This is a genomic window from Winogradskyella rapida, from assembly GCF_042675845.1.
Taxonomy (GTDB): Bacteria; Bacteroidota; Bacteroidia; order Flavobacteriales; family Flavobacteriaceae; genus Winogradskyella; species Winogradskyella rapida.
Genome location: NZ_JBHTKM010000010.1, coordinates 367,513 through 392,874, shown reverse-complemented (window position 1 = coordinate 392,874; position 25,362 = coordinate 367,513). Strand labels below are relative to the sequence as shown.

The following is a 25,362-nucleotide window of genomic DNA, read 5'->3' as shown; positions in this document are numbered from 1 at the left end:
GTTGTGTTAGATTTAAAAGTATGCCAAGATAATAATTTTATGAAGACTTCATAAAATTATTAGTAAACAAATAGCCTTACGGTGAGGTAAGGCTATTTATATACGAGACAAAATTTAGTTTAGATCTTAAAAGCTTTTAGAAGCCTAAATTTTTTGTTTGAAAAACCCCTAAGAGCTTTAGTCTCAGTTTCTTTTTTGTTGAAGAAAATTAATAATAGGTATAACGTCTCACTTTAGAAACATACTTGGCTAACCGAATGACTTGCTGACTATAGCCATATTCATTGTCATACCATATATATAGGATGGCATTTTTTCCATCTTTTCTTACAATGGTCGCTTTACTATCGTATATAGAAGGGGCAGAGCTTCCAACAATATCGCTAGACACCAACTCATCACTCATTTCATATTTAATCTGTTCCACAAGATCTCCTTCTAATGCATACTTTTTCATTACCGTATTAATATGCGTTACAGAAGCTTCATTTTCTAATTCCAAATTAAGTATAGCTAAAGATCCATTAGGGACAGGAACACGTATAGCATTAGAGGTTAGTTTACCTTCTAAGGAAGGAAGTGCTTTGCTAACGGCTTTACCAGCTCCGGTCTCGGTAATAACCATATTTAAACTAGCGGCTCTTCCACGGCGGTACTTAGAATGAAAATTATCAACTAAGTTTTGATCATTGGTGTAAGCATGTATGGTTTCTAAATGTCCCGTTTTAATGCCGAAAGAATCTTCAATAGCTTTTAACACTGGGGTTATGGCATTTGTGGTACAAGATGCTGCAGAGAAGATTTTTACCTTATCAGGGTTGTGCTCTAAGTGGTTAACACCATGCACAATATTAGGGATGCCTTTACCTGGCGCTGTTAAAAGAACTTTATCTACGCCTTTAGATTTTAAATGGCGACTTAAGGCTTCTTTATCTCTAAAGGCTCCAGTATTATCTATAATTAGCGCTTTATTTATACCATAAGCGGTGTAATCTATACTTTCAGGGGCATTGGCTGATATAATTTTTACCGTAGTTCCATTAATAATTAAGGCTGAATTTTCGGTGTCTACATTTACAATTCCAGAGAAATCTCCATGTACCGAGTCGTTTCTTAATAAGGACGCTCGTTTTTCTAATACCGTTTCATTAATCTCTCCTCGCGTTACAATTGCTCTTAGTCTTAATTGGTTGCCTTTGCCTGTTCTTGTCATTAATTCACGGGCCACTAAACGTCCAATTCTACCAAAACCATAGAGTACAACATCTTTAGGTTCTATATTTTTATTGTCTTTAGCGTTACCTAATTTTGAAGCTACAAAAGCGGTCGCATTGGCGTATTTCTGATCTTCTAAATGAAATTCATAGGTAAGTTTACCAATATCTAGCTTGGCAGGAGGCAGGTTAAAGGTACTAATGGCCTGAGCTATTTCTACAGAATCGAAAATAGAAATTGGCTTTTGAACAAATTTACCGGCGTACTCATGTAAGTTTAAAATTTCACTGACGTTTCTATCTATTAATTGGTTTCTAAACAATACCAATTCTATGGATTTATCATACCATAAATCGCTAACAATTCTAATAAATTCTACGGTGGCTTTTCGTCGATCAGCTTGAAATGCTAATTCTTTTTCATAAGTGGTATTAAATCCCATGTTTTCGTGGTTTAAGTGATTTAGATTTTGCGCAAAAATAATATATTTCAAACGTTTTCGTAGCCTGTTTGATGTAAAAATAAAACCCCTTCAGAAACGTAAATTCTGAAGGGGTTTTAGGTCGATATTTCTTCGTGTTTTATCTGAAATTATAAACGACTTTCTCTCCGTTTTTATTGATGACTTCAATTTGAAGCGGTTCGTTATAACGACGGGTTTTAATCGCGCTCTGTGCATCTTCAACAGTGTATAGTTTTTTACCGTTTATTTTGGTAATAATACTTCCTTCTTCCACACCACTTTTTATCCAGTTGGCTCTGTAGTTTTCATCTAATTCTGAAATTTTAACTCCGTAATCCGATTTAAAACGCTTTAATTCCTTCTCTGTAGGATTCTTAATTAAACCAATAGTCGGGAGGGTATAACTTGTTGGCTTTAATAAAGTCACCGGTACTTCCTCCAAGTCGCCATCTCGTAATAATGTAACATTAACCACATCGTCAGGGCTCTTGGTTTTTAAATATCCTGTTAGGTCTGAAAACTTATGAATCTCCACTTTATCAATTTTCTTAATAATATCTCCAGATCTTATACCTGCTTTTGAAGCTCCAGTATCTTCTTGTACTTCACTAACATAAAAGCCTTCAGTAATATCAGTCCCTAATTCTTTTGCAGCAGCACTATTTAGAGCACCACCCACAACGCCTAAAATTCCATTTTGTACATTACCATATTCCATAATATCATTCACAATCTTACGTGCAATATTACTTGGTACGGCAAAAGAATACCCTATATAAGAACCTGTTTGCGATGAAATTGCAGTGTTAATCCCAATTAAATCTCCGTTGGTGTTTACTAAAGCACCTCCAGAGTTTCCAGGGTTTACAGCTGCATCGGTTTGAATGAATGATTGCATATGCTGTCCTGATAAATCTCTAGATTTCGCACTGATAATTCCCGCAGTTACGGTTGAGTTTAAATTAAAAGGGTTACCAACGGCAAGAACCCATTCGCCAACCTTAGCATTATCAGAATCTCCAAACGCCATAAAAGGTAAGTCTTCATCAGCTTCAATTTTTAATAAGGCGATATCGGTGGTTTCATCGGTTCCAATTAATTCAGCATTATAGACTTTATTATTATTTAAGGTGATGCTAATTTCATTGGCATTTTTAATCACATGGTTGTTGGTTACAATATAGCCGGTTGGCGAAATAACCACGCCGCTTCCAGTACCAACTTGAGCACGTTGCGACTGACGTCCGAAAAACAAATCTTGCATAGTAGTCGGAGCAGAAACTACAGAGGTGTTTTTAACATGTACAACCGCATCTAAAGATTTTTCGGCCGCGTTTACAAAATTTGGGGCGCTACTTGCATTTGTATTTAAAGTGTTCGTTGTATTGGTCGGGACAAATACAGGGAAATCGGAGCGCTGCTCAACCAAAAGATCTTGCCCGTTTTCCTCCACAAAAAGTTTGTATCCTCCTAATGTTAATAGACCACCTAATGCAGAAACAAACACCAATGTTATAATCTTCTTCATAATTTTTCAGATTTAAGTTTAACTATTTAATTATATTTCTAACGATTAAAATTAGAAATTTATTGATTTTGATTTTCATTTTAACGACTATTTAACGCCAAATTTAACGCCCTATTAACAGCTATTTTTACGGTCTAATATGCTTATATTTGTCACTTATTTTTACATATGACATTTTACAAATACCAAGGAACAGGAAACGATTTTGTAATCGTAGATAATCGCTTACAAACTATAGACAAAAATAATACCAAACAGATTGCACAGCTTTGTGATCGACGATTTGGCATTGGAGCAGACGGCTTTATTCTCTTAGAAAATGATGAGAATGTAGACTTTAAAATGGTTTATTATAATGCGGATGGTAATGAAAGCAGTATGTGTGGTAATGGCGGACGTTGCATTGTAGCCTTTGCAAAATTTTTAGGCCTTATTGACAATGAAACGGAATTTATAGCTATTGACGGGCTACATAAAGCTAAGATTGAAAACGGTTTGGTGCATCTTCAAATGCAAGATGTTTCAGACGTTGAAACCTACGATACACATTTATTTTTAGATACAGGATCGCCACATCATGTAACCTTAGTGCCAGAATTAAAGGCGTTAGAAGTAAAAACTACGGGAGCAGAAATTAGATATGGTGCCCCTTATTATGACGCCGGAACCAACGTTAATTTTGTAGATCAAATAGGTGATGATCATTTTGCGGTAAGAACCTACGAGCGTGGAGTGGAAGATGAAACACTTTCTTGTGGTACCGGTGTCACAGCAGTGGCTTTAGCCATGCATCATAGTGGTAAAACCAAGGCACAAGAGGTGCGTTTAGAAACAGAAGGAGGACCTTTAAAAGTATCCTTTAAGTCAGGAGCTGAAGGCTATAATGATATTTGGTTGGTTGGCCCTGCACAACAAGTTTTTAAAGGCGAATTTCCATGGTAAGTCTTCAAGGAGAACGCATTTATTTAAGAGCTCTAGAGCCCGAAGATCTCGAGTTTGTATATGCTATTGAAAATAATACAGCGCTATGGGCTTTAAGTGACACCCAAACGCCGTATTCTAGATTTTTAATTAAGCAATATTTAGAGCATGCTCAACAAGATATTTTTGAAGCCAAACAACTTCGTTTAGCCATATGTAATCTTAATGATGCTACGATTGGCTTAATTGATCTTTTTGATTTCGATATAAAAAATAAGCGTGCTGGGATTGGCATTTTAATTCAAGATGAAGACCAACGTCAGCAAGGCTATGGTAAGGAAGCCTTAAGTATGCTGGTTAACTATTGTTTTAAAACCTTACATCTGCATCAAGTTTATGCCAATATTTCAGAACATAATAAAGCCAGTCTAAAATTGTTTGAAGGCAACGGTTTTAAAATCATTGGATTAAAGAAAGACTGGAGCTTTGACGGCACAAAATACACAAACGAATACCTTTTACAACGCATTAACGATTAACTATGTATATTAAAAAAATTTTATGGGCTGTTGCTCTTATTGGTTTAGCCATTTTTGGAGCCTTTGCCTATTATATTTACAGCACCATGTTTTCTCCAAATACAAATTTTGAAAACAAAACAGCTTACATTTATGTGCCTACTGACGCTAAGTATTCTGAGGTAAGATCGCAGCTAGAACCTTTGCTTAAGGATATCGAGGCTTTTGATGCTTTAGCAAAACAGAAGAAATATGTTTCTAATATTAAGGCAGGTCGTTTTGCAATTACCAAAGGAATGAATAATAATGATATTATAAATTCTATACGAAGTCGAAATCTTCCGGTGAAAGTAGCTTTTAACAATCAACACCGTTTGAAAGATTTAGCGGGGCGCATAAGCATGCAGATTGAAGCGGATAGTTTAGCCTTGTATACAGCGATGACGGATTCCACATTTTTATCTAAAAACGGATTTACTAAGGCTACGGCTTTAGGGATGTACTTGCCAAATAGTTATGAGTTTTTCTGGAATACCTCTGCTGAAACGTTTAGAGAACGTATGCTTAAGGAATACCACCGTTTTTGGACGGAAGCCAGATTGGCTAAAGCTAAAAAGTTGAAATTATCACCTAGTGAAGTGATCACTTTGGCGTCTATTGTTCATGAAGAATCAAAACAAGCCGATGAGCAACCTCGTGTTGCCGGGGTTTATTTAAACAGACTGCGTATTGGTATGCCTCTACAGGCCGATCCGACTTTAAAATTTGCAGCTTATCAATTGCCCGAATATGAAAATACAATTATTAGACGCGTTTTAAATGTGCATAAAACCATTGACTCACCTTATAACACATATAAAAACTTAGGTTTACCTCCAGGACTTATTGCTATGCCCGATTTATCGGCTATAAAAGCGGTTTTAAATCCGGAATCTCATAATTACCTTTATTTTGTAGCGGATGCTCAGCGTTTAGGTTATCATAAATTTGCAAAATCTTTAGCACAGCACAATAGTTATGCAAGAGCATATCACCGTTATTTATCATCTCAAGGGATTAATAAATAAGGTGAATCGGTTTTTATGCTATAGCGTTTGCTTTTTAGGCTTTAGTGTTGGGCTTTATGCACAATCGAAGTTCGATGCTTTTTTAACGCCTAGTGACACCTTAAACATTTCTAGAAGGAATACCGTCCTTATTACGGAATCTATAATGGCCACAAGTACGTTATTGGCGTTAAATGAATTGTGGTATGCGGATTATGAGCAATCTAATTTTAAAACCTTAGACGATAGTGGCGAGTGGTTGCAATTAGATAAAATGGGCCATATGTACTCGTCTTACCATTTAGGTAGGTTAGGGGCACAGGCTTTAAAATGGTCTGGAGTACCAAAGCAAGAGCAACTTATGTATGGCGCAACCTTAGGTTTAGGTTTTCTTACCGCCGTTGAAGTTATGGATGGTTTTTCGGAAGAATGGGGTTTTTCTTGGACAGATATGGCTGCCAATGCCGCCGGAACAGGTTTATATATAGGACAAGATTTACTGTGGAATGAGCAACGTTTGCTCTTAAAATATTCGTTTCATCAAACAAAATTTGCGGCACAGCGTCCAGATCAATTAGGAAATGGCTTAACGGAAGAATTTTTAAAAGACTATAATGGACAAACTTATTGGTTAAGTGCCAATATTAATTCGTTCTTAAAAACAGAAGGGATTCCTAATTGGTTAAATGTGGCATTTGGTTACGGAGCCGATGGTATGTTAACGGGAGAAGCTCAAGATCCCTTATTTTTAAATCAGAACAGGCAGCGGCAATATTACCTCAGTTTGGATGTCGATTTAAGCCGAATTAAGACAAATTCTCACCTGCTCAAAACACTATTTGACGTTTTCAACCTTATTAAGATCCCGTTTCCTACCCTTCAATTAAATGGCGATGGTCGGATAAAGTGGCACTATATCTACTTTTAAGTTAAAAATTTAACACTTAAAGCCTTGGTTTTCAGTATTTGAAAAAATGTTGTATATTTGCACGCGAATTTTGTGAAATGGTTCAAACAACCGTTTTACTATAATAATTTAGCTGTTATGATTAAAAATAGCGTAAAGAATATAGTATTACCATTTTCAATTTGTTTACTTATGGCTTTGGCCTTGTATCCAGATTCAGCTCTTAATCCAGACGTGTATTCCACAGAAGGATTGGAATTAGATTTTACAGTTTCTGAAGATTTAGCGATGGCAACGCCAGATCACAGCGTTAAATCTAATGTATTTACACCTTACTTAGGAAAATCCTTTGAAGGGTTTAAAGAAGCCTTAGCCTTTAAAGAATCTAGAGGTGATTATTTTACCGTAAATACTTTAGGGTACTTAGGTAAATATCAATTTGGGGCAGAAACCTTAAAAGTATTAGGAATCTATAACCCTAATCAGTTTCTCTATAATCCAGAATTACAAGAAAAAGCATTTATTGCGAATGCGGAACGTAATAAGTGGGTTTTAAGAAACGATATTAAGCGTTTTGAAGGTAAAAATATTGCGGGTGTTAAAGTTACCGAGTCTGGTATTTTGGCAGCAGCGCATTTAGCCGGACCAGGAAGTGTAAAGAAATTTTTACGTAGTTATGGCGGACAAAATTTCTCTGATGCTTATGGGGCTTCTGTAAAGTATTATATGAAGAAATTTTCGGGTTATGACACCTCAATGATTAAGCCCGATAAAAAAGCTAGAGTAACCCTTTAGACTTTAGAATCAAAATTAGAAAATGCTCTAAATTTTAAACGATGGTTTAAGGTTTAGAGCATTTTTATGTTGTAGTGTATTGAGGTCTGTGCGGCTTTTAGAGGCCGTCAAATATGCCTCCAATAAATTCGCCAATGCCTTCAAATAGTTCGTCAAAACTACTCCCGAAATCTAACCACGAAGCGTCAATATCGATATCAGAAATGGCTAACCAATCATCGGAGGTAGAAATGGCCAGTCCGCTTAACATTTCGGTTTTCATTTCAACATAGTTGCAAACTTCTCCTGTGATTTTGTGATAAGCGTCAAAGTCCGTATGAGATGAGAAGGTACACATAGCCCAACAATGCCAATCAATCCCATTTAAAGAATCATAATATTTAGATTTTTTTGAAGCTTTTTTGACGTCTTCTGGCTTATAATAGTTGTGCTTTCCGTGTTCAGCGACTAGTAGCTTTCCAATAGTGGTGATATATTCCTTTTTATTGGGCGGTGCTGCAGGACATTGGGTGTTACTCTTTTTATTTTTCATTTAGTTGGTCAAAATATTTTTTCCGATAGAAGTCATTTACATCTCTTTTTATAGTGTCTCCTTTTGCTTTAAGGATATAATATTCAAAATCCGAATCCATTTCCTTATAAAGGGAGTCTCCAATCGTCAGTTTTTTGTATAAGGAAAAAGGTATTTTCTTTTCTAATTTATCATCAATGAGAATTGCTCTTGAGCGTCCGTTATTATTATCAGGCAATAGGTTTGTTACTTTTCCTGCGTAGGCCTTATTTCGAATTTTTTTATATTGTTTTTCAAGATAGGTTTTCGAATTATTTTGAAAAATAGATATCGAGATCAGTACAAGAAAAATTGGAATAAATACCATTGCAAGACTTTTTCGGATGGTCTTGTCTTGTTGTTCCAGTTTATCTTTGTTTTCCGTACTCATTCGTTGTTTTATTGATGATGTACGGGATATACTTAGTTTCGTGGTTAAGCAACTAATTTAGCAAATAAAAACCGAATAGAACTGAGCGTAGCGCATTAGAAAAATAAAATCTTTAGGATTTTTGTAAGAAGAGGAGAACTAGCCATAAATTATTTATGGTGTTATGTGCTGGCTTTTAATCTCTGATTATTTTTAATAGTTCTTGTATTTCTATAGATGAATCTAGTTTACTATATCCATTTAATGTCAATTTTTGGATTTTTTTGAATTTGTGCAAATTATTTATAACACCTGGAGTAGTATATAGAATATCAAAACACCAGTGGTGGTTATCAAATTTTAAATTTAATTCACTGAATATATTTTGAAGACCTTCTAGAATTTCCCAACTTTCTTTTAAGGAAATATCATATTTATAAGTTTTTTTTCTCTTGTCGTTGTGTGCATAATATTTATTCCGTAAACCTTCTATTTGATCAAATTTCGTAGAAATCGTTGATAAATTATCGCTGAAATTATTTAATTCTTGTAATGAAATTGAATTTGCCCAATCTATTCTTTTTAAGTTTATTTTACAGAATTCAAGAAGCTTTTGAATATTGTGGTCTTCCTTTTTTCCAATTAATTTAAAAACATCTATAATGAATAGTCTTATATAGTTTCTATATAATCTATTAAAAAATATAGATTCAGTTAAGATTTCTTTCTCTTGTGAGTTGTAACTTTCTCTTAAACTTTGAATATCCTTTTTTACATATTCTAGTTCGAGTAATGTATTTCGAATTTCAGATAATCTTTCTTTCAATTTTTGTGTTTCCGGACTCATTTTTTTCTCAGTTTACGCACCACAAAATACCATACACCACTGTCAATGGCCAAAGAAAACAGTATTTATAGTGATTTAGGTTTTAAAGCGTCACGGACTTAGTCTTTTTGAATGATAAAGATGGCTGGGCGCTTATGGAAATCTTCCTTATTATGTTTCCAATCCTTAGCGGCTTTGGTTTTTATAAACTCGGTAGGTAAGGTTAAATCGCAAGCCACACAAACCCGGGTATTAGGGTGTAGTATAGATACCAAATCCTCTAACATCTTCATGTTTCTATACGGAGTTTCAATAAATATTTGCGACTGGTTGTGTTCCGAAGATAAGCGCTCTAAGGTTTTTAATTTCGACTTACGTTCACTTTTATCTATAGGAAGGTAGCCATTAAAGGTAAAGCTTTGGCCATTCATTCCAGATCCCATTAAGGCCAGTAGAATAGAGGAAGGGCCTACTAAGGGCATCACTCTTATATCCATTTCGTGCGCTAAACCAGCAATGTCTGCTCCTGGATCTGCAATAGCCGGACATCCTGCTTCCGATAATAAGCCTATTGAAATACCTTCTAAACAAGGATTTAAAAACGTATTGCGTTCTTCTTCAGTGGTATATTTATTTAAGACTTGAAGCTTTAGATTGGGTTGCGATTTGCTTGGCGAAATACGCTTTATAAATCGACGTGCTGTTTTTTCGTTTTCAACAATATAATAATCGAGTTCCTCAACTATTTTTTTTATAGAAATAGGTAAGACCTCTAGAGGAGGGTTGTCTCCTAATCGCGTTGGAATAAGGTATAGGTTGCCTTTAGAATTGCTCATTAATATTTAATTAATTGGTGTAGGTTTTCTTGTCCGTTTTTAGTGCTAATTTTAATAATATAGATACCATTCGCTAAGGAAGAAATATCTATGCTACTAGTGTTTAACTGCGGCACAGAAATGCTTTTTAAGTTTTGTCCTTGTAAATCATAAATTTGGATAACACTTACAGCATTTAAAGACGCATGTGAGCCAAAGTTAATATTTATATTGTTTTGTGCAGGATTTGGATACACAGAAGTTTCAAAATAAGATAAATCGGAAAGACCAAGCGCAGGATCTTTAAGTTTATAGATTAATCCGCCGTTGAGATCAGCAATATAAAGTTCGCCATTGAGATCTTCTCCAAAAGCGGACCAGTTTCCCGAAAAGGCTTCTAAATGTCTTGTCCATGTGTTAGTACTGTTGTCGTAAACAAGATAACCAATTTCTTCACTGCAATAATCGGCAAAAAAATAAGCCCCTTGAAAATTTGGATAATTAGTGCCTCGATAGACATAGCCGCCTGTGATAGAACATTTGGAAAGTCCGTCGTTAAAATGATTATAACCTCCAACAGGGAACGTGTAAGTTTCATTATCATTGCAAGCTGTTGAGCTAAATAGGGTATTACCTTCATAACATTTCCAACCATAGTTAAGACCTAATGCCGCTTCGCTTTCAGTGGCATAGTTTATTTCTTCATAATTACTTTGTCCCACATCGGCAATCCAAAGCGCACCATTAAGACGGTCAAATGAAAATTTCCAAGGGTTCCTTAAGCCATAGGCCCAAATTTCAGGGCGTGCTTCTGAATTATTTATAAAAGGATTAGACGTTGGAATACTGTAATTTTCGGAGGCGGTAAAGGTATCTACATCAATGCGCAACATTTTTCCTAATAAGCTTAATTTATTTTGCGCGTAATTTTGTGGATCGCCAGCAGAACCCCCATCTCCGGTAGAGATGTATAAATAATTATCAGCACCAAAAGCCATTTCTCCACCGTTGTGATTGCTATAAGGCTGGGTTATAGTAAGGATTATTAATTCTGAATTTGGATCGGCTTGAAGCTCATTCTCTAAGCTTCGTGTGTAGCGCGCTATAATAGTGTTGCCGCTATTATTTATATAGTTGACGTAGATATAACCATTATTGGTGTAATTAGGATGAAAAGCCAAACCTAAAAGTCCTCTTTCGTTTCCTGAGTCAGAAACCTTAGCATCTATATCTAAAAAAGGGGTGGCTTCTACATTGCCATCGGTTTGAAGGACTTTAATATAACCATCGCGTTCGGCAACATAGAGTCTTTCAGAGCCGTCATGTTTTATATTAACAGGATTATTAAGCCCAGAGGCGAAGAGTTCTAATTCTAAGGTTTGTCCATAGAACGTTGTCCAGGTAAGCATCAAAAAACAGAGCAGTAAATTAGAAGTTTTCATCTTAACGGAATTAAGGTTCTCTACTAATTTACAAAAAAGAGAGGTGAAAACTGCTTATCTATAAGTAAATCAGTTCTTTGTGAAGTATTTTAGAGGTGTCGTTAATTAAATTGTATACATATTCAAAATCTGTTTCATCACCGTAATACGGGTCTGGAACATTTTTATTTTGAATGCTGCTATTAGCCTCTAAAAATAGTTTTACTTTATTTTGGTCGGCGGTATTTCGGGCTAGTTTTAGGATGTCGCGGTAATTAGCATCATCCATAGCATAGATGATATCGAAGGTATCGAAATCCGAAACTTGAAACTGACGGGCACGTTGTCCACTAATATCAATATGGTGTTTACGAGCTACAGCAATAGAGCGTTTGTCTGGAGATTTACCAATATGGTAAGCTGCAGTACCTGAAGAATCTACATAAAATAGATCTTCAGGTAATTGCGCTTGCATTATGCCATGTGCTAACGGTGAACGGCAAATATTACCTAAACACACCATTAAGATACGTGTCATAATAATTAGGTTTAAAGGGCTAGTTTTTTAGACAAGTCCTCTACGTATTTTCTAAATTGTTTGTCTGTAGAAGAGAGGTTGTCAACAGTTTTACAAGCATGTAATACTGTGGCATGATCACGTTGTCCTATTTGAGAACCAATACTTGCTAAGGACGCTTTAGTATATTTTTTTGCAAAAAACATAGCTAATTGACGTGCCTGAACAATATGACGTTTTCTTGTTTTAGACTGTAGCGTATTCACATCCATTTGGAAGTAATCTGAAACCACTTTCTGAATGTAATCGATAGAGACTTCACGTTTGGTATTTTTAACAAACTTCTCTACGATATCTTTCGCTAAGTTTATTGTAATCTCTTTTCTGTTGAAAGATGATTGCGCGATTAATGAAATAATAGCACCTTCAAGTTCTCTAACATTACTTTTTATATGTTTTGCAACATAATCAATAATGTCATCTGGCATTTCAACACCATCTCTATAAAGTTTGTTCTTTAATATAGAGACTCTAGTTTCAAAGTCTGGTGTTTGCAATTCAGCAGAGAGTCCCCACTTAAAACGCGATAATAAACGTTGTTCAATATCTTGCATATCTACAGGAGCCTTGTCACTTGTTAAAATAACTTGCTTCCCGTTTTGATGCAGGTGATTAAAAATATGAAAGAATACATCTTGAGTACCTGTTTTACCAGATAAGAATTGCACATCATCAATGATCAGTACATCGATAATTTGATAGAAATGAATAAAGTCATTTCTATTGTTTTTCTTCACAGAGTCTATATACTGTTGCGTAAATTTTTCAGCAGAAATATAGAGTACTGTTTTCTCAGGATATTTGTCTTTAATGTCTACCCCAATGGCATGCGCTAAGTGTGTTTTTCCTAGACCAACACCTCCAAAAATAAGAAGCGGGTTAAAAGAGGTTCCACCAGGTTTGTTGGCTACAGCAATTCCTGCATTTCTAGCCAATCGGTTAGAGTCTCCTTCTAAGAAATTTTCAAAACTATAGCTCGGGTTAAGTTGCGATTCAATCTTAACATTTCTAATTCCAGGAATTATAAATGGATTTTTAAGCTCAGGGCTTTTGTTATTGAATGGCACATCTACATCTTGAGATTTTAAGGCTGATCTATTAGCACTTGGTATCTTCTCTGTAAATGGTTGTTTATTCCCGTAGGTATTCTCCATTTTGATCACATAGACCAATTTGGCATCTTCGCCCAGCTCTTTATGTAACGATACTTTTAAAATCTTTACATAATGTTCTTCTAACCACTCGTAGAAGAATTTACTTGGAACTTGAATACTCAATGCATTACCAGAAAGTTTGACAGCATCTATAGGTTCAAACCAAGTTTTATAGGCTTGCGGTTGTATATTATCTTTTATAAAAGCGAGACAATTACTCCATACAGATTGCGCTGTGATCCCCATTCGTTAACTTAAGTTTTTTATTGATAAATTAGATTAGTAAAAAAAAAGAGAAATGATTTCTCTTGTAGTTTTCAACAGGGCAAATATGTGAACAAAATTCTTAAAAAAAAAATCTAATTTCGTCGAATCTTTAGATTTTTTTTCCCATGTTTAAAAAACATTTTAAATGTACAAAATTATACTTATTAAAGCTAAAATATATGGATTATAATGAAACTAAATTAAAAGTACGTTACGGCGAAACAGATCAAATGGGTGTGGTCTATCATGCCAATTATGCGGCCTATTTTGAAGTGGGAAGAACCGAGTGGTTACGCGAGTTTGGCCTTAGTTATAAAGGTATGGAAGACGATGGAATTATGCTGCCTGTTGTTTCATTATCCATAAATTACAAGAATTCTGCCCACTATGATGATGTTCTTACCGTGAAGACCATGCTTAAAAAAATGCCTACTGCATCGATAGAATTTTCCTACGAAATATATAACGAATCTGAGGTCTTATTAGTCACCGGAAACACCGTTTTGGCTTTTGTAAATATGGAACGAAATCGACCAACACGATGTCCAAAATATCTCTTAGAAAAATTGAAAAATTACACCTTATAAAGACTTAATTTCAACACCAAAAAAATGTGAAAAAAGTTCAAATATTTTTTCACTGTGATTTTTTCTAACTGATATTTCTAATAAACAATCAAGTTCTAAAATTTGATTGGTGATTTGCACGTCATTTTCTTTTAAAATACGCATCACTTTACTCATGTTTTTATACTCAAATTGGAGTTGAAAAGAGGAGTTAATGGTGCGTTCTATAATTTCGCACGCTTCTAAAGTTAATTGCGCACTTGTTCTATAAGCATTAATTAAACCACCAACACCAAGTTTTACACCGCCATAATACCGCACAACGATAATTAGCGTATTGGTGACTTCAAAGGATTGGAGTTGCCCATAAATTGGCATTCCGGCAGAATTGTTGGGTTCGCCATCATCATTTGCTCTATAATTAAGGGTTTCTGTACCAATTTGGTAGGCGTAGCACCAGTGTCTGGCCGCATAGTGCTCCTTTTTTATGGCTTCTAAATGCGCTTTAACCTGGTCTTCATGAGTAACAGGAAAAGCAAAGCCATAAAACTTACTGTTTTTATCCTTAAATAATTCACCTTGAGCCGGTGCTTTTATGGTTTTGTATAAATCGTTTTCCATTATGCTAAAGTAACTAATAAGATGGCGATTAAGGCTAGGACTATGCCTATCCAGTTTTTTATTGAGATCTGTTCTTTAAAGAAAAGGAGCCCTATTATAGTAGAGAGTGCTAATATCGCAATATGGTTTACTGTAAATAGGGTAGAGCTTTCTGTGTTTTCTACACGTAAGGCCATTAACAAAAAGTGAATGGAGCCATAATTTACAATCCCTAAGGTAACCCCAAAAGGGATAGCTTTAAGCGTTAGGTTGTTTTTGGTTTTTAAGGCTCTAAAACTTAGAAGCAAAACGCCGATTAGAGCAGCCATGGCAAATATTGTTGCTGAAAACAGCGGGATTTGATCATCTGGCGCAAAATAATTGATTGAGGTATCTATGGTTCCAGATCCAAAAAACAAAATCAAGGGCAAATAGATAGACTGTTTTAAGACGACGTTTCCTTTTTCTTTAAGGGAAGTGAGGAAGACCGCCACTAAAGCGATAAGGATCCCTATAATTTTTTGCGCTCCGATACTTTCATTAAAAACAATTATACCAAAAACAATAGGGATAATCACACTCATTTTACTCGATACCGAGGCTACAGATAATCCATTTTTTTGAGCCGTTAAGGCCATAACATTAAAGATGGCTATAAACAAGAATCCGAGCATTACAGCCGCGAAAAACCAACTAGTTTGTACGATCTCAGATGGATTTACCTCGCCATCATAGTATAGAAACCCACAAAAGAAAGCTATAAAATAATTTATAACGATAACTTGAAGCGTATCAATATTAAATTTCTTTAAGAGCTTAAAAAGCACAAAAATGGCTGTAGAGGATAGGATGCTTATAAGTAAGTAAATCAAAAGAGGTCCTTTTTAGTTTCAAAAAGTGTGACAACATCTTCTTGGGTTTCATCAATATTCCAGGTATGAAAACCGAGGCGTTCCGCCGTATCCGTATTGGCTTTAGTATCGTCTATAAAAAGACATTCTTCGGCTATTAGATTGTTTTCCTTCAGAACAAATTCAAAAATATCGGCATTAGGTTTTCTAAAATGAATTTCTTGCGATAAATAAAAGACATCAAAGCAATTTTTAAAGGCTTCAAAAAATGGAACACTAGCTTTTACCGCATCAATATGTAAGTGATTGGTATTGCTTAACAGAATGAGCTTATATTGCTTTTGCTGTGCTAAATTCTGAATAAACTCTAAACGATGTTCTGGAAAATCTTTAAGGATAGAATTCCACACCTCTACAAGTGTTTGTTCATCTAAATGCGGAAACCTGGTTTTATAAAACTGAATAAATGCTTCGGTAGACATTTTCCCCATTTCATAATATTCATTGGTTGCGTTTATTTCTGCATCTAAGGCTTTAAGTTGAAATACATTTAAAGCATTTTGTAAAGCGCCTTGTTTATCTAGGTTGATAAAGACATCGCCAAAATCGAAAATTAGTGTTTTAATCATTGGTGTTTCCCTTTAATAGAGGGGGGATTAGTTGTGTTAATTGGTTATTTAGACTTTGGTTTAAAAATCTTTAGCGTATCATCTAAAATAGGCTGTTCTGAAACTAAAAGTCCGTTGAGTTTAGGCGCTTTCACCCCTTTATTAAATTGCGACGGTCCTATAAAGACTCTAGCTTCGTCCCAAAGGTTTTCGTCTATAAAGGTTTGTAGCGTTTGAGCGCCACCTTCAATAATGACAGAATTTATATTACGTTGGTATAAAACCGCACAGATTTGTTTCGCAATGTCCTGTTTTAAGCTCCAATCTATAGAGACGTTAGACTGTAATGTATCTTCATGCTCATGATTTGCACTTCCAATAACGAGGGTTTCTGCGTCGGTATTAAAAATGTTAGCTTCAGAAGCTAATTTAAAATCTTTATCTAAAACAATTCTAATAGGGTTGGCTCCAGACCAATCTCTAACGGTTAAGCTAGGATTGTCTTCTGTCACGGTTTGGGTTCCTACTAAAATGGCTTGCTCTTCGGCACGCCACTTATGCACAAGCTGACGAGAGTACTTATTTGTAATCCAAACTGGTTTCTGTTCGTTTCTTGATTTAGGCGCTATAAAACCATCTTGTGTTTCGGCCCATTTTAAAATAATATAAGGCCGTTGTTTTTGATGGATGCTAAAAAAACGCTTGTGGTGTTCTTTGCATTCCGCTTCTAAAACACCCACAGTGACATGGCAACCTGCTGCTTTTAGTCTTGCAATGCCTTTTCCGGCCACTTCCGGATTATCATCTACACAACCAATAACCACATTCGGAATTTTACGGGCTATAATTAAATCGCTACAAGGCGGTGTTTTTCCAAAATGGCTACAAGGTTCTAAGGTGACGTAAATCGTGCTTTTTTCTAAAAGTGAAGGGTCTTTTACGGCGTTAATTGCGTTTACTTCGGCATGGTTGCCTCCATAAGCACTGGTAAATCCTTCACTAATAATCTGGTCTTTGTAAACAATAACAGCACCTACCATAGGGTTGGGCCTTGTACTGCCTAAGCCATTTTTAGCAATTTGTAAGCAACGTTTAATGTAAGTGTCGTGAGAAGTCAATCTTAAAATTTTATTTTTACATCTTGAATTTCATCTAACGTATAGGTAGAGGAGTAACCCAAAATTTTATATTTAATAGCGCCTTTATAATGCAGTTGTAGGCTTTGAGTGAGTAGGCTTCCAAGGAGACTGCCCAAGTTTTTATCGTTCATTATGCTTTCGGTGGCCACCTTTACGGTTAGCGGAATGGTGAATTTTTCTTTCCTTGGCACATCAAATTCATCAGAAATAACCGAAGCCAATTCTAAATCATTAAGGTAGACTTTTAAGTCGTCCGTTTTTAAGGTGCCCCCAACATCATTCTTATTTAGAAATAGGGCTTCCGCTCTAATGGTGATCTGTTTAGAATTAGAGTCAATGACTTCAATGTTCTCTAACCTAACAAATTCGGGCTTTTTAGTGAAAGAACAACTGACCAATAGTGTAAAAAATAGGGAAAACATTAAGACTCTTTTCAGCATAAAATTCTTTTTATATGTATCTTTCTCGCCGAAAATAATTCAGCCTTAAAAATTAAAGTTTAGTGCGTAAAGATACTATTGTTATTCGAGAAATTGAAGCGAAGGATAATCCTAAGATTGCCAAAGCTATTCGGAGTGTTTTAATAGAAATGGGCGTGCCTAAAGTAGGGACGGCTTATGAAGATGCGGCTTTAGATTGTATGACGGAAACCTATAATGAAGCCAATAAAGCTTATTTTGTAGTGGCACATAACGATGAGATTATTGGTGGAGCGGGAATAGCACCTTTAGAAAACTATGAAGGAAAGGTGTGCGAATTGCAAAAAATGTATTTTATGCCTGAGGCCCGAGGCAAAGGACTAGGAAGCCAAATGATGGAAACCTGTCTTAATTTTGCAAAACAAGCAGGATTTGAGCAGTGTTACTTAGAAACCTTACCTTATATGGAGGACGCGAGGAAACTTTATAAGAAAGTCGGTTTTAAACCGTTAGAAAAACCAATGGGAAACACCGGACATTATTCATGTACCGTATGGATGTTAAAAGCGTTGTAAAGATGAAATTATTAGAGCTTAAAGGTATTTTTCATAACGAATTAGATGCTATATATGGGACGCATGAAGTGGGCAGTTTTTTCTATATGTGCACGGAACATTATTTAAACGTGCCAAGAATTCAACTCAGCTTAGAGCCAGAATTTACCATTACTAAAGATGAAACAACAATCTTTATAAAGGCCTTAGAGCATTTAAAGCAACAAAAGCCCATACAGTACTTGTTAGGGGAAACCGAATTTTACGGTCTTAACTTCAAGGTGAATGAAAATGTATTAATTCCACGACCAGAAACTGAAGAGTTGGTAGATTTAATACTAAAGGCTCATGCTTCAGATGCTAAAAACCTAAAAATCTTAGACATCGGAACAGGATCGGGCTGTATAGCGATTTCATTAGCCAAAAATTTGCCCAATGCTCAAGTTTACGCCTTAGATGTGAGCTCAGACGCTTTAACGGTGGCCAAGCAAAACGCAGAACAGCATAAGGTAGACATCACTTGGATAGAAGCAAGTATTTTAGATGATGCTGCCAACGCGGCTTGGGCCTCAGAGATCAGTTTTGATGTCATTGTGTCTAATCCGCCCTACGTAAGAGTTTTAGAGAAAGTAGAAATTCAGCCTAACGTGTTAGAGAATGAACCTCATTTAGCGTTGTTTGTAGAAGATGATAATCCGTTGTTATTTTACAAAGCCATTACTAACTTCGCCCTTCAGAAATTAAAATCTAAAGGCGCGCTGTATTTTGAAATTAATCAATATCTAGGCGAAGAAACTAAAGCCTTATTAAAAGAAACTGAATTTGAAAATGTAGTTTTACTGAAAGATTTTAGTGGAAACGATAGAATGCTTAAAGGACTAAAAATATAATATGAAAAGTATAGCTGTTTTTTGTGGAAGTAGTGATGGTAATGATCCCCAGATTATAAATGAAGCCTTTCAATTAGGGCACACCATAGCTCAAAAAGGAATGGCCTTGGTGTATGGTGCTGCCAAAATTGGGCTTATGGGAAAGGTGGCGGAAGGCGCTTTAAATGCAAAAGGTGATGTTATAGGTATTATTCCTAATTTCTTAAAAACAAAGGAGATTGTACATACAGGCCTTTCAGAATTAATTATTACCGATAATATGCATGACCGTAAGGTTATTATGTACGATAAAAGTGATGGTTTTATCATAATTCCAGGAGGATTTGGGACTATGGATGAGTTTTTTGAAATTACCACCTGGGGCCAATTAGGCTTGCATACAAAGCCAATAGGTATTTTAAATAGCAATGGCTATTATGATGCGCTTATTGCTCAAAGTAAAATGATGGTGGAGCGTGGCTTTCTAAAACAAGAAAATTTAGATGCGGTCGTTATCGATTGTACAATTGAAGGGCTATTAGAAAAAATGAATAATTACCAACCTTTACCTGCACCGCAGTGGTTAAATAAAGAAGGTCTTTAATCTGAAGCCATCCAAAGTTTAAAGCATGCAAAAATTAGTACTCTTATGTATAGTCCTGTGTTGTTTCTCCTTATATGGCGAAACAACCAAAGCGCCATTAAGACTTGAGGAGGCGCGTACTTCTCAGTATCTTAATGTTGAGAAAAGGCAGCGCATTGCGAAGAGGGAAAATACTTTTGTATGTGCTGAAAATGGCCTGAATGTAAGAGACCAAAACAATCAAATTATTGGCAAGTTGCCTAATGCTGCTCAAGTTGAAATTTTAGGGTATACCGATGAGGTCTTTGAGGTTTATGATCAGGGGCAAGTTATAACAGGGCGAAAAGCCATTATAAACTATTATTTAGAAACGGCTAACTCCAGTCGTCATGTAAAAGCTTATGTTTTTGAAGGGTATTTATGCAGCGCTGAAGCAGTGAGAATTTACGATTCAGAATTGTGTCAATATTATTTTCTTACTGATGAGTATAATGCACCAACAAAATGTTTAAAGAAGCTCTTAAAATTAGAATTGGTGGCAGATGGCACTATGCCTAAGACGATTTTAAAACGGGAAACTGAATTTACAAACCCAGAGGCCTATAAGAAAGAAGCCGGAGTTTTAGCATTACCAACAGCAAGTGGCACCTTGCGTATTGAAGATATTAATGATGAAAATGCCGAAGATAGCCAGCAAATTTATCAGTACTTAGGAGACCTAGAGGTTTTGAACAGCTATGTAGTTTCAGGACAATATTGGGAGAGTGGTGATGTTAGCTTGTACGATAAAACAACAGGGGAAGAGGTGGCACTTTTTGAAGTTGCCCCACAAATTTCACCGGATCAAAAACATATTATTTCCCTTAATTTTGAGCCTTATGAAGGCGGAGGAATTGTACAATGGGGAACTATTGAAAACGGAAAGTTAAGCACAATGCACAATTTAAATTTTTTAAATTGGACCATTGCAGATCAACCGGATTGGGTTTGGTTGTCTAACCATTCCTTTTTAATTAACGTAGTACACATTAATGCTTATTGGCAAACAAATGGTGCTTACAATGAAAATTACCAACGCTTAAAGATTACGATTTTATAACACCTATGAATATACAAGAGAAAATACATACGCTTCGCGAAGAGTTACGTCAGCATAACTACAATTATTATATTTTAGACGAAGCTACTATTAGCGATTACGATTTTGATATTAAATTAAAAGAACTTCAAGCATTAGAAGCGGCGCATCCTGAATTTTTTGATGCCAATTCGCCTAGTCAAAGAGTAGGTGGTGCGGTAACTAAAAATTTTAAAACTACAGTACACGACTCAAGAATGTATTCTTTAGATAATTCGTATTCTAAAGAAGATTTACAAGATTGGGAAGCGCGTGTTAAAAAAATGGTAGATGGCGATGTAAGTTATACTTGCGAGCTAAAATATGATGGAGCGTCTATAAGCCTTACCTATGAGCAAGGTAAATTACTACGTGCGGTAACACGTGGTGATGGTGTTCAAGGTGATGAGGTAACGAGTAATATAAAAACGATAAATACGGTGCCTTTACAGTTAACGGGCGATTTTCCGGAACGTTTTGATATTAGAGGAGAGATTGTATTACCAATTGCAGGCTTCTTAAAGATGAATGAGGAACGTATAGAAAATGGTGAAGATCCTTATAAAAACCCTCGTAATACGGCCTCTGGAAGTTTAAAATTACAAGACAGTGCCGAGGTTGCAAAGCGTCCTTTAGAATGTTTACTATATAGTATTGTGGGCAATAACCTTAATATAGAATCGCAATTTGATGGTTTAGAAAAAGCGCGATCATGGGGTTTTAAAGTGCCTCAAGAAGCCAAATTGGTCCATTCTATAGATGAGGTTTTAGATTATATTAATTATTGGGACACCCACCGATTTGATTTACCTTTTGAAATTGATGGGGTTGTGGTTAAAGTTAATAATCTTCACCAGCAAGACGAATTAGGCTTTACCTCAAAAGCGCCACGTTGGGCTATGGCTTATAAGTTTAAAGCCGAACAAGTTTCAACCCGATTAAATAAAATCACCTATCAAGTGGGGCGTACAGGGGCTATTACGCCTGTAGCGAACTTAGAACCGGTACAATTGGCGGGAACGATTGTAAAACGTGCCTCGCTACATAATGCCGATCAAATTGAAAAACTAGACATCCGTGAAGGTGATGAGGTATTTGTAGAAAAGGGTGGTGAAATTATACCAAAGATTATCGCCGTAGATCTTACAAAACGACCAGAGGATTCTTTGCCTACAGAATATATAAGCCATTGCCCGGAGTGTCATGCAGAACTGATTCGTTTAGAAGGCGAAGCCAAGCATTACTGCCCTAATTACAATGGCTGTCCTACTCAAGTGGCAGGTCGTATTCAGCATTTTATCTCAAGGAAAGCTATGGATATTGATGGTTTGGGTGGTGAAACAGTAACACTATTGGTAAAAGAAGGTTTAATTTCTAATTACTCAGATTTATATGACCTAACCGTAGAGCAAGTGATTCCATTAGAGCGAATGGCTCAAAAAAGTGCGGTCAATTTAGTAAATGGTATTGAAGCGTCTAAACAAATTCCTTTTGAGCGTGTGCTATTCGCTTTAGGAATTCGTTATGTGGGCGAAACAGTGGCTAAGAAACTCGCTAAGCACTATAAGTCTGTAGAGGCTTTAATGCAGGCGTCACTTACAGATTTAGTTACCGTAGATGAAATAGGGGAGCGTATTGCTCAAAGTGTCGTGGAGTTTTTTAATGCTGAAGAAAATAAAGCCATTATTGAGCGTTTAAAAAGTTTTGGTGTACAATTAGAAATTTCTGCAGATCAACTTGCCAACCAAACCGAGAAATTAAAAGGACAGACTTTTGTGGTTTCAGGAGTTTTTGAAACGATTTCTAGAAACGAATTAAAAAAGCTTATTGAAGATAACGGCGGAAAAGTATCGTCGTCCATTTCATCAAAAACGAGTTTCTTAATTGCTGGAGATAAAATGGGACCTAGTAAACGTGAAAAAGCAGAGCGTTTGAATATCAATATTTTAACGGAAATGTCTTTTTTGAATAAAATGAAATAAATTCTTACAGAAAAATAACATTTATTCGGTGAATTACGCAGTTTTACCGTTGAAAAGTTAGATATTTGTTTATATTTGCTAGCGTTAATAAGGGATAATTAATGTTAGTAAAGAGAATTTTAAAAATAGTATTACTGCTATTGGCGGTGACCTATGTTTTTTTTCAAACGATGTCGTTGGAGTTTGAGGGGGCTTTAACAAGTGCTGTCATCATGGTGCTATTGACTATTTTGTATGTGGGCTGGACCCCTAATGTTTCCAAATTATTTTTATCGTTTTTGGTGTTATACGCTTTAGCTGAGGTTATTACTGTCGCGGCTTGGTCAAAACCTGAGGTTGCGATAGAGAATGTAGATTGTATTTATTTTAGTATTAATACACTATATCTTATCGCTTACACGTTACTTATTGTTCAGATAATTAGGCAACTCGATTTTAAAACGGTTTTTAAAGAGCTCACTATACCGATCATCATCTTATTGGTTTTAGACGTGTTTAGTGTTACGCTTATTTCTAATACAACAGAAGGCTTTTTCAATTTATATGAGTACGCTTTAGAGTATACCTATAATGCTGTTGTGATGCTGTTGTTGTCCTTAGCCTTAATTAATTATATGTACCGCAACACCAATAAATCGATGCTCTTTTTAATTGGGTCTATATTTTTAGTGTTTTCGGAAATTATTCAGCTAAGCTATTATTATATTTTAAAAGATGATAATTTAGGCTTTATCTATTCGCTCTTTTTTATGATTGCGTTGGCCTTCTTTTACTTGCAATCTCAGCAAGAGTTTTCAGATCCAATACAAGATTACACCGATGAAAATTACAGCATAGATTAAATCTTTGCGGTATTTTATCTTAAAAATCTCATGAGAACACAGCCGTAAGCACGATTAAAACTACGCAGCGTTAGATTTAAACGATAATAGAAGCGCCATCAGATTTTACTTTTCTTCCTGGTTCAAAATAAAAGTCAACACGTCCTAAATACAACCCAAAACAGCCCACTTGGTTAACTAAAACACTTTTGCCAACACTATTAGTTTCTACGGTTGGTTTAGGTAAAAAAGTATGGGTGTGGCCTCCTATAATAAGATCGATGTCTTTAGTCGCTTTTGCTAAAGAAATATCGCTAACTTTCTGTGGTGCATTCTTGTATTCATAACCGAGGTGCGATAGGCAAATGACCAAATCACAACCTTCATCTTCACGTAAAATACGAGACATATCCTGAGCTTTTTCAATAGGGTCAAGGTATACCGTTTCTTTATACATGTCTTTACCAACTAAGCCTTCTAACTCAACACCTAATCCAAAAATTCCAATTTTAATACCGTCTTTAATTAGGATTTTATACGGTTTTACATGCGTGTCCATCACGGTGTTTGTAAAATCGTAATTGGCGGAAACAAATTCAAAATCAGCATGTGGAATTTGAGCGTACAACCCATCAATTCCATTGTCAAAATCATGATTACCAATGGTAGCAACATCATACTTTAACATGCTCATGAGTTTAAATTCTAACTCACCACCGTAATAATTAAAATAAGGCGTTCCTTGAAAAATATCTCCGGCATCTAATAATAAGGTATTCGGATTTTCAGCTCTAATAGATTCTACTAAACTAGCACGCCTAGCAACACCACCTTTATTGGCGTTTCTACCATCTTCTGGACCAAAAGGGTCAATATGGCTATGGACATCGTTAGTATGTAGTATGGTTATTTTTTTTGTTTTGGAAGAACTAAAAGATTGTAAGCCTAGACCACCAACACTTGCTAATACAGTTGCTGCTGTTGATTTTTGTATAAATTGTCTTCTTTTCATGGGTCTTTTATTTACGGTATATTATAAGGATGACTTCGTAAAATAGATTTAGATATAAGTGAATGCGTTTTATAATTTAATAAAACGTTGGTCTCTTTTAGGATTAATGGTATCGTATTTTTTAAAATGGTCAATAAGGATGTTTCTTATTTTATAGTTTAAAACATATAGACCTTCATTAGGATGGAAAAACGTCATCCCATCACCGCCATCATAAAGATAATCATTTGTAGCCACATAGTAGGTCTTGCTCTCATCAATAGGAGCACCATGAATGGTAGCGGATTTTACTTTTCCGTTTTCATCTAAGGTTAACTGTAATTGTTTTGATATAGGATGCGCTCGTTTTCCGCGAGAAAGGTATTCCATCATTTCCATAATTTGAGTGCCTTTTAAGCCAGCGACTACAACAGAGTTTTCAAACGGCATAACACCATAGGCAGTTCGGGTGGTAATATTTCCTTTAGAAATTATAGATCGGATCCCACCATAATTTAATAACACAAAATCAAGATCTTTTTGAGTCTGTTTTTTAAATACGGGATTTCCTTCAGCATAAACGGCATCGGCCATAAAGTTTCCTATAGCCGTATTAAATTTACCATCGGTTTTAGAATAGGTTTCTGGCGCGTAAGAAATAACGCTATCCATGTCTTTATTAATATGAAGACGGTAAGGTTTTATAAAATCGTCAATGGCCTGATCGGTCTTTAAAGTGGCATCAATATCTAAGCGTTTGCCTTCAATTTTAGAAATTTCTGACGAGGCACAAGAGAAGATAAGCAGTAGTACACAGAGGTTTAAAAGATGTTTTATAGACATTAGAATAACTTATAAGAAGTTTGTAATAAAGTTGAAGTGCTTTTAC

Annotated in this window: 28 protein-coding genes; 12 read left to right on the top strand and 16 right to left on the bottom strand. The window is 35.6% G+C overall.

Annotated features, from left to right (window positions below; genetic code table 11):
* Positions 1-208 precede the first annotated feature (208 nt).
* Both ACFQ13_RS03620 and ACFQ13_RS03615 read right to left on the bottom strand, forming a co-directional pair.
* Positions 209-1,657 (bottom strand): glyceraldehyde-3-phosphate dehydrogenase, encoded by a 1,449-nt coding sequence (locus ACFQ13_RS03620; RefSeq protein ID WP_386114099.1) that lies wholly within the window; start codon positions 1,655-1,657, stop codon positions 209-211.
* Between the two features lie 139 nt (positions 1,658-1,796).
* Positions 1,797-3,206, bottom strand: coding sequence for a trypsin-like peptidase domain-containing protein (locus ACFQ13_RS03615; protein ID WP_386114098.1), 1,410 nt, complete (start codon positions 3,204-3,206; stop codon positions 1,797-1,799).
* Between the two features lie 168 nt (positions 3,207-3,374).
* Between ACFQ13_RS03615 and dapF the strand changes: the two genes are divergently transcribed.
* The 5 genes from dapF to ACFQ13_RS03590 all read left to right on the top strand — a co-directional run bounded on the left by dapF (position 3,375) and on the right by ACFQ13_RS03590 (position 7,393).
* Positions 3,375-4,148: a diaminopimelate epimerase gene (gene dapF, locus ACFQ13_RS03610; protein ID WP_386114096.1), complete on the top strand. Its 774-nt coding sequence runs from the start codon at positions 3,375-3,377 to the stop codon at positions 4,146-4,148.
* The gene (locus tag ACFQ13_RS03605; RefSeq protein ID WP_386114093.1) at positions 4,142-4,666 is read left to right on the top strand and encodes a GNAT family N-acetyltransferase; all 525 of its coding nucleotides are present in this window, start codon (positions 4,142-4,144) and stop codon (positions 4,664-4,666) included. The genes dapF and ACFQ13_RS03605 overlap by 7 nt, the downstream gene beginning before the upstream one ends.
* A gap of 2 nt (positions 4,667-4,668) precedes the next feature.
* Positions 4,669-5,712, top strand: coding sequence for an endolytic transglycosylase MltG (mltG, locus tag ACFQ13_RS03600; RefSeq protein WP_386114091.1), 1,044 nt, complete (start codon positions 4,669-4,671; stop codon positions 5,710-5,712).
* Positions 5,663-6,619 (top strand): DUF2279 domain-containing protein, encoded by a 957-nt coding sequence (locus ACFQ13_RS03595; RefSeq protein WP_386114088.1) that lies wholly within the window; start codon positions 5,663-5,665, stop codon positions 6,617-6,619. Before mltG ends, ACFQ13_RS03595 begins: the two co-directional genes overlap by 50 nt.
* Before the next feature lie 117 nt (positions 6,620-6,736).
* Positions 6,737-7,393, top strand: a complete 657-nt coding sequence (locus tag ACFQ13_RS03590) for a peptidoglycan-binding protein LysM (protein WP_114310477.1) — start codon at positions 6,737-6,739, stop codon at positions 7,391-7,393.
* Positions 7,394-7,490: 97 nt separating this feature from the next.
* Here the strand turns inward: ACFQ13_RS03590 and ACFQ13_RS03585 are convergent, their stop codons facing one another.
* From ACFQ13_RS03585 to dnaA, 7 genes are all read right to left on the bottom strand, one after another.
* Positions 7,491-7,925 carry a hypothetical protein gene (locus ACFQ13_RS03585; RefSeq protein WP_386114085.1) on the bottom strand — a complete coding sequence of 145 codons (435 nt, stop codon included), beginning with the start codon at positions 7,923-7,925 and terminating at the stop codon, positions 7,491-7,493.
* Positions 7,915-8,334: a hypothetical protein gene (locus ACFQ13_RS03580; protein WP_386114082.1), complete on the bottom strand. Its 420-nt coding sequence runs from the start codon at positions 8,332-8,334 to the stop codon at positions 7,915-7,917. Before ACFQ13_RS03580 ends, ACFQ13_RS03585 begins: the two co-directional genes overlap by 11 nt.
* Before the next feature lie 175 nt (positions 8,335-8,509).
* On the bottom strand, positions 8,510-9,160 hold the full coding sequence (locus ACFQ13_RS03575; RefSeq protein ID WP_386114081.1) for an AbiU2 domain-containing protein: 651 nt from the start codon (positions 9,158-9,160) through the stop codon (positions 8,510-8,512).
* A 98-nt stretch (positions 9,161-9,258) separates the two neighbouring features.
* Positions 9,259-9,975: an SAM-dependent methyltransferase gene (locus tag ACFQ13_RS03570; RefSeq protein WP_114310473.1), complete on the bottom strand. Its 717-nt coding sequence runs from the start codon at positions 9,973-9,975 to the stop codon at positions 9,259-9,261.
* Complete coding sequence (locus ACFQ13_RS03565; RefSeq protein WP_386114079.1) at positions 9,975-11,396, bottom strand: PQQ-dependent sugar dehydrogenase; 1,422 nt, start codon at positions 11,394-11,396, stop codon at positions 9,975-9,977. Before ACFQ13_RS03565 ends, ACFQ13_RS03570 begins: the two co-directional genes overlap by 1 nt.
* Before the next feature lie 58 nt (positions 11,397-11,454).
* Positions 11,455-11,913: a low molecular weight protein-tyrosine-phosphatase gene (locus ACFQ13_RS03560; protein WP_386114077.1), complete on the bottom strand. Its 459-nt coding sequence runs from the start codon at positions 11,911-11,913 to the stop codon at positions 11,455-11,457.
* Between the two features lie 11 nt (positions 11,914-11,924).
* Entirely contained in the window at positions 11,925-13,352 is a 1,428-nt protein-coding gene (gene dnaA / locus ACFQ13_RS03555; protein WP_114310470.1) for a chromosomal replication initiator protein DnaA, read from the bottom strand.
* Positions 13,353-13,552: 200 nt separating this feature from the next.
* Between dnaA and ACFQ13_RS03550 the strand changes: the two genes are divergently transcribed.
* The gene (locus ACFQ13_RS03550) at positions 13,553-13,960 is read left to right on the top strand and encodes an acyl-CoA thioesterase (RefSeq protein WP_386114076.1); all 408 of its coding nucleotides are present in this window, start codon (positions 13,553-13,555) and stop codon (positions 13,958-13,960) included.
* Here the strand turns inward: ACFQ13_RS03550 and ACFQ13_RS03545 are convergent.
* From ACFQ13_RS03545 to ACFQ13_RS03525, 5 genes are read right to left on the bottom strand one after another with little or no spacing between them, the layout of a single operon-like run.
* The gene (locus ACFQ13_RS03545; protein ID WP_386114075.1) at positions 13,955-14,560 is read right to left on the bottom strand and encodes an IMPACT family protein; all 606 of its coding nucleotides are present in this window, start codon (positions 14,558-14,560) and stop codon (positions 13,955-13,957) included. The two genes, ACFQ13_RS03550 and ACFQ13_RS03545, sit on opposite strands and share 6 nt — an antisense overlap.
* Positions 14,560-15,411, bottom strand: a complete 852-nt coding sequence (locus ACFQ13_RS03540; RefSeq protein WP_386114073.1) for an EamA family transporter — start codon at positions 15,409-15,411, stop codon at positions 14,560-14,562. The genes ACFQ13_RS03545 and ACFQ13_RS03540 overlap by 1 nt, the downstream gene beginning before the upstream one ends.
* Complete coding sequence (locus ACFQ13_RS03535; protein ID WP_386114071.1) at positions 15,408-16,019, bottom strand: HAD family hydrolase; 612 nt, start codon at positions 16,017-16,019, stop codon at positions 15,408-15,410. Before ACFQ13_RS03535 ends, ACFQ13_RS03540 begins: the two co-directional genes overlap by 4 nt.
* Before the next feature lie 44 nt (positions 16,020-16,063).
* Positions 16,064-17,116 (bottom strand): bifunctional diaminohydroxyphosphoribosylaminopyrimidine deaminase/5-amino-6-(5-phosphoribosylamino)uracil reductase RibD, encoded by a 1,053-nt coding sequence (gene ribD, locus ACFQ13_RS03530; RefSeq protein WP_386114070.1) that lies wholly within the window; start codon positions 17,114-17,116, stop codon positions 16,064-16,066.
* A gap of 2 nt (positions 17,117-17,118) precedes the next feature.
* Complete coding sequence (locus ACFQ13_RS03525) at positions 17,119-17,577, bottom strand: LEA type 2 family protein (protein ID WP_114310465.1); 459 nt, start codon at positions 17,575-17,577, stop codon at positions 17,119-17,121.
* A 62-nt stretch (positions 17,578-17,639) separates the two neighbouring features.
* On the opposite strand from ACFQ13_RS03525, the gene ACFQ13_RS03520 reads away from it, so the two are divergent.
* The 6 genes from ACFQ13_RS03520 to ACFQ13_RS03495 all read left to right on the top strand — a co-directional run bounded on the left by ACFQ13_RS03520 (position 17,640) and on the right by ACFQ13_RS03495 (position 23,503).
* Positions 17,640-18,131, top strand: coding sequence for a GNAT family N-acetyltransferase (locus tag ACFQ13_RS03520; protein ID WP_114310464.1), 492 nt, complete (start codon positions 17,640-17,642; stop codon positions 18,129-18,131).
* 2 nt (positions 18,132-18,133) lie between these two features.
* Complete coding sequence (gene prmC, locus ACFQ13_RS03515; RefSeq protein WP_386114068.1) at positions 18,134-19,000, top strand: peptide chain release factor N(5)-glutamine methyltransferase; 867 nt, start codon at positions 18,134-18,136, stop codon at positions 18,998-19,000.
* 1 nt (position 19,001) lies between these two features.
* Entirely contained in the window at positions 19,002-19,583 is a 582-nt protein-coding gene (locus ACFQ13_RS03510) for an LOG family protein (protein WP_386114066.1), read from the top strand.
* A gap of 25 nt (positions 19,584-19,608) precedes the next feature.
* On the top strand, positions 19,609-20,661 hold the full coding sequence (locus tag ACFQ13_RS03505) for a hypothetical protein (protein ID WP_386114064.1): 1,053 nt from the start codon (positions 19,609-19,611) through the stop codon (positions 20,659-20,661).
* 5 nt (positions 20,662-20,666) lie between these two features.
* Positions 20,667-22,661 (top strand): NAD-dependent DNA ligase LigA, encoded by a 1,995-nt coding sequence (ligA, locus tag ACFQ13_RS03500; RefSeq protein ID WP_386114062.1) that lies wholly within the window; start codon positions 20,667-20,669, stop codon positions 22,659-22,661.
* A gap of 101 nt (positions 22,662-22,762) precedes the next feature.
* The gene (locus tag ACFQ13_RS03495; protein ID WP_386114060.1) at positions 22,763-23,503 is read left to right on the top strand and encodes a hypothetical protein; all 741 of its coding nucleotides are present in this window, start codon (positions 22,763-22,765) and stop codon (positions 23,501-23,503) included.
* A 76-nt stretch (positions 23,504-23,579) separates the two neighbouring features.
* Here ACFQ13_RS03495 and ACFQ13_RS03490 read toward each other — a convergent pair whose 3' ends face one another.
* Both ACFQ13_RS03490 and ACFQ13_RS03485 read right to left on the bottom strand, forming a co-directional pair.
* Positions 23,580-24,494: a bifunctional metallophosphatase/5'-nucleotidase gene (locus ACFQ13_RS03490; RefSeq protein WP_386114059.1), complete on the bottom strand. Its 915-nt coding sequence runs from the start codon at positions 24,492-24,494 to the stop codon at positions 23,580-23,582.
* Positions 24,495-24,563: 69 nt separating this feature from the next.
* Positions 24,564-25,316 carry a 5'-nucleotidase C-terminal domain-containing protein gene (locus ACFQ13_RS03485; protein WP_386114057.1) on the bottom strand — a complete coding sequence of 251 codons (753 nt, stop codon included), beginning with the start codon at positions 25,314-25,316 and terminating at the stop codon, positions 24,564-24,566.
* Between the last annotated feature and the right edge of the window lie 46 nt (positions 25,317-25,362).

Excerpts from the sequence above, each read along its gene's own strand:
- ACFQ13_RS03620 (WP_386114099.1), bottom strand. The coding sequence starts at position 1,657 with ATGGGATTTAATACCACTTATGAAAAAGAATTAGCATTTCAAGCTGAT.
- ACFQ13_RS03615 (WP_386114098.1), bottom strand. The coding sequence starts at position 3,206 with ATGAAGAAGATTATAACATTGGTGTTTGTTTCTGCATTAGGTGGTCTA.
- dapF (WP_386114096.1), top strand. The coding sequence starts at position 3,375 with ATGACATTTTACAAATACCAAGGAACAGGAAACGATTTTGTAATCGTA.
- ACFQ13_RS03605 (WP_386114093.1), top strand. The coding sequence starts at position 4,142 with ATGGTAAGTCTTCAAGGAGAACGCATTTATTTAAGAGCTCTAGAGCCC.
- mltG (WP_386114091.1), top strand. The coding sequence starts at position 4,669 with ATGTATATTAAAAAAATTTTATGGGCTGTTGCTCTTATTGGTTTAGCC.
- ACFQ13_RS03595 (WP_386114088.1), top strand. The coding sequence starts at position 5,663 with ATGCAAGAGCATATCACCGTTATTTATCATCTCAAGGGATTAATAAAT.
- ACFQ13_RS03590 (WP_114310477.1), top strand. The coding sequence starts at position 6,737 with ATGATTAAAAATAGCGTAAAGAATATAGTATTACCATTTTCAATTTGT.
- ACFQ13_RS03585 (WP_386114085.1), bottom strand. The coding sequence starts at position 7,925 with ATGAAAAATAAAAAGAGTAACACCCAATGTCCTGCAGCACCGCCCAAT.
- ACFQ13_RS03580 (WP_386114082.1), bottom strand. The coding sequence starts at position 8,334 with ATGAGTACGGAAAACAAAGATAAACTGGAACAACAAGACAAGACCATC.
- ACFQ13_RS03575 (WP_386114081.1), bottom strand. The coding sequence starts at position 9,160 with ATGAGTCCGGAAACACAAAAATTGAAAGAAAGATTATCTGAAATTCGA.
- ACFQ13_RS03570 (WP_114310473.1), bottom strand. The coding sequence starts at position 9,975 with ATGAGCAATTCTAAAGGCAACCTATACCTTATTCCAACGCGATTAGGA.
- ACFQ13_RS03565 (WP_386114079.1), bottom strand. The coding sequence starts at position 11,396 with ATGAAAACTTCTAATTTACTGCTCTGTTTTTTGATGCTTACCTGGACA.
- ACFQ13_RS03560 (WP_386114077.1), bottom strand. The coding sequence starts at position 11,913 with ATGACACGTATCTTAATGGTGTGTTTAGGTAATATTTGCCGTTCACCG.
- dnaA (WP_114310470.1), bottom strand. The coding sequence starts at position 13,352 with ATGGGGATCACAGCGCAATCTGTATGGAGTAATTGTCTCGCTTTTATA.
- ACFQ13_RS03550 (WP_386114076.1), top strand. The coding sequence starts at position 13,553 with ATGGATTATAATGAAACTAAATTAAAAGTACGTTACGGCGAAACAGAT.
- ACFQ13_RS03545 (WP_386114075.1), bottom strand. The coding sequence starts at position 14,560 with ATGGAAAACGATTTATACAAAACCATAAAAGCACCGGCTCAAGGTGAA.
- ACFQ13_RS03535 (WP_386114071.1), bottom strand. The coding sequence starts at position 16,019 with ATGATTAAAACACTAATTTTCGATTTTGGCGATGTCTTTATCAACCTA.
- ACFQ13_RS03525 (WP_114310465.1), bottom strand. The coding sequence starts at position 17,577 with ATGCTGAAAAGAGTCTTAATGTTTTCCCTATTTTTTACACTATTGGTC.
- prmC (WP_386114068.1), top strand. The coding sequence starts at position 18,134 with ATGAAATTATTAGAGCTTAAAGGTATTTTTCATAACGAATTAGATGCT.
- ACFQ13_RS03510 (WP_386114066.1), top strand. The coding sequence starts at position 19,002 with ATGAAAAGTATAGCTGTTTTTTGTGGAAGTAGTGATGGTAATGATCCC.
- ACFQ13_RS03505 (WP_386114064.1), top strand. The coding sequence starts at position 19,609 with ATGCAAAAATTAGTACTCTTATGTATAGTCCTGTGTTGTTTCTCCTTA.
- ligA (WP_386114062.1), top strand. The coding sequence starts at position 20,667 with ATGAATATACAAGAGAAAATACATACGCTTCGCGAAGAGTTACGTCAG.
- ACFQ13_RS03495 (WP_386114060.1), top strand. The coding sequence starts at position 22,763 with ATGTTAGTAAAGAGAATTTTAAAAATAGTATTACTGCTATTGGCGGTG.
- ACFQ13_RS03490 (WP_386114059.1), bottom strand. The coding sequence starts at position 24,494 with ATGAAAAGAAGACAATTTATACAAAAATCAACAGCAGCAACTGTATTA.
- ACFQ13_RS03485 (WP_386114057.1), bottom strand. The coding sequence starts at position 25,316 with ATGTCTATAAAACATCTTTTAAACCTCTGTGTACTACTGCTTATCTTC.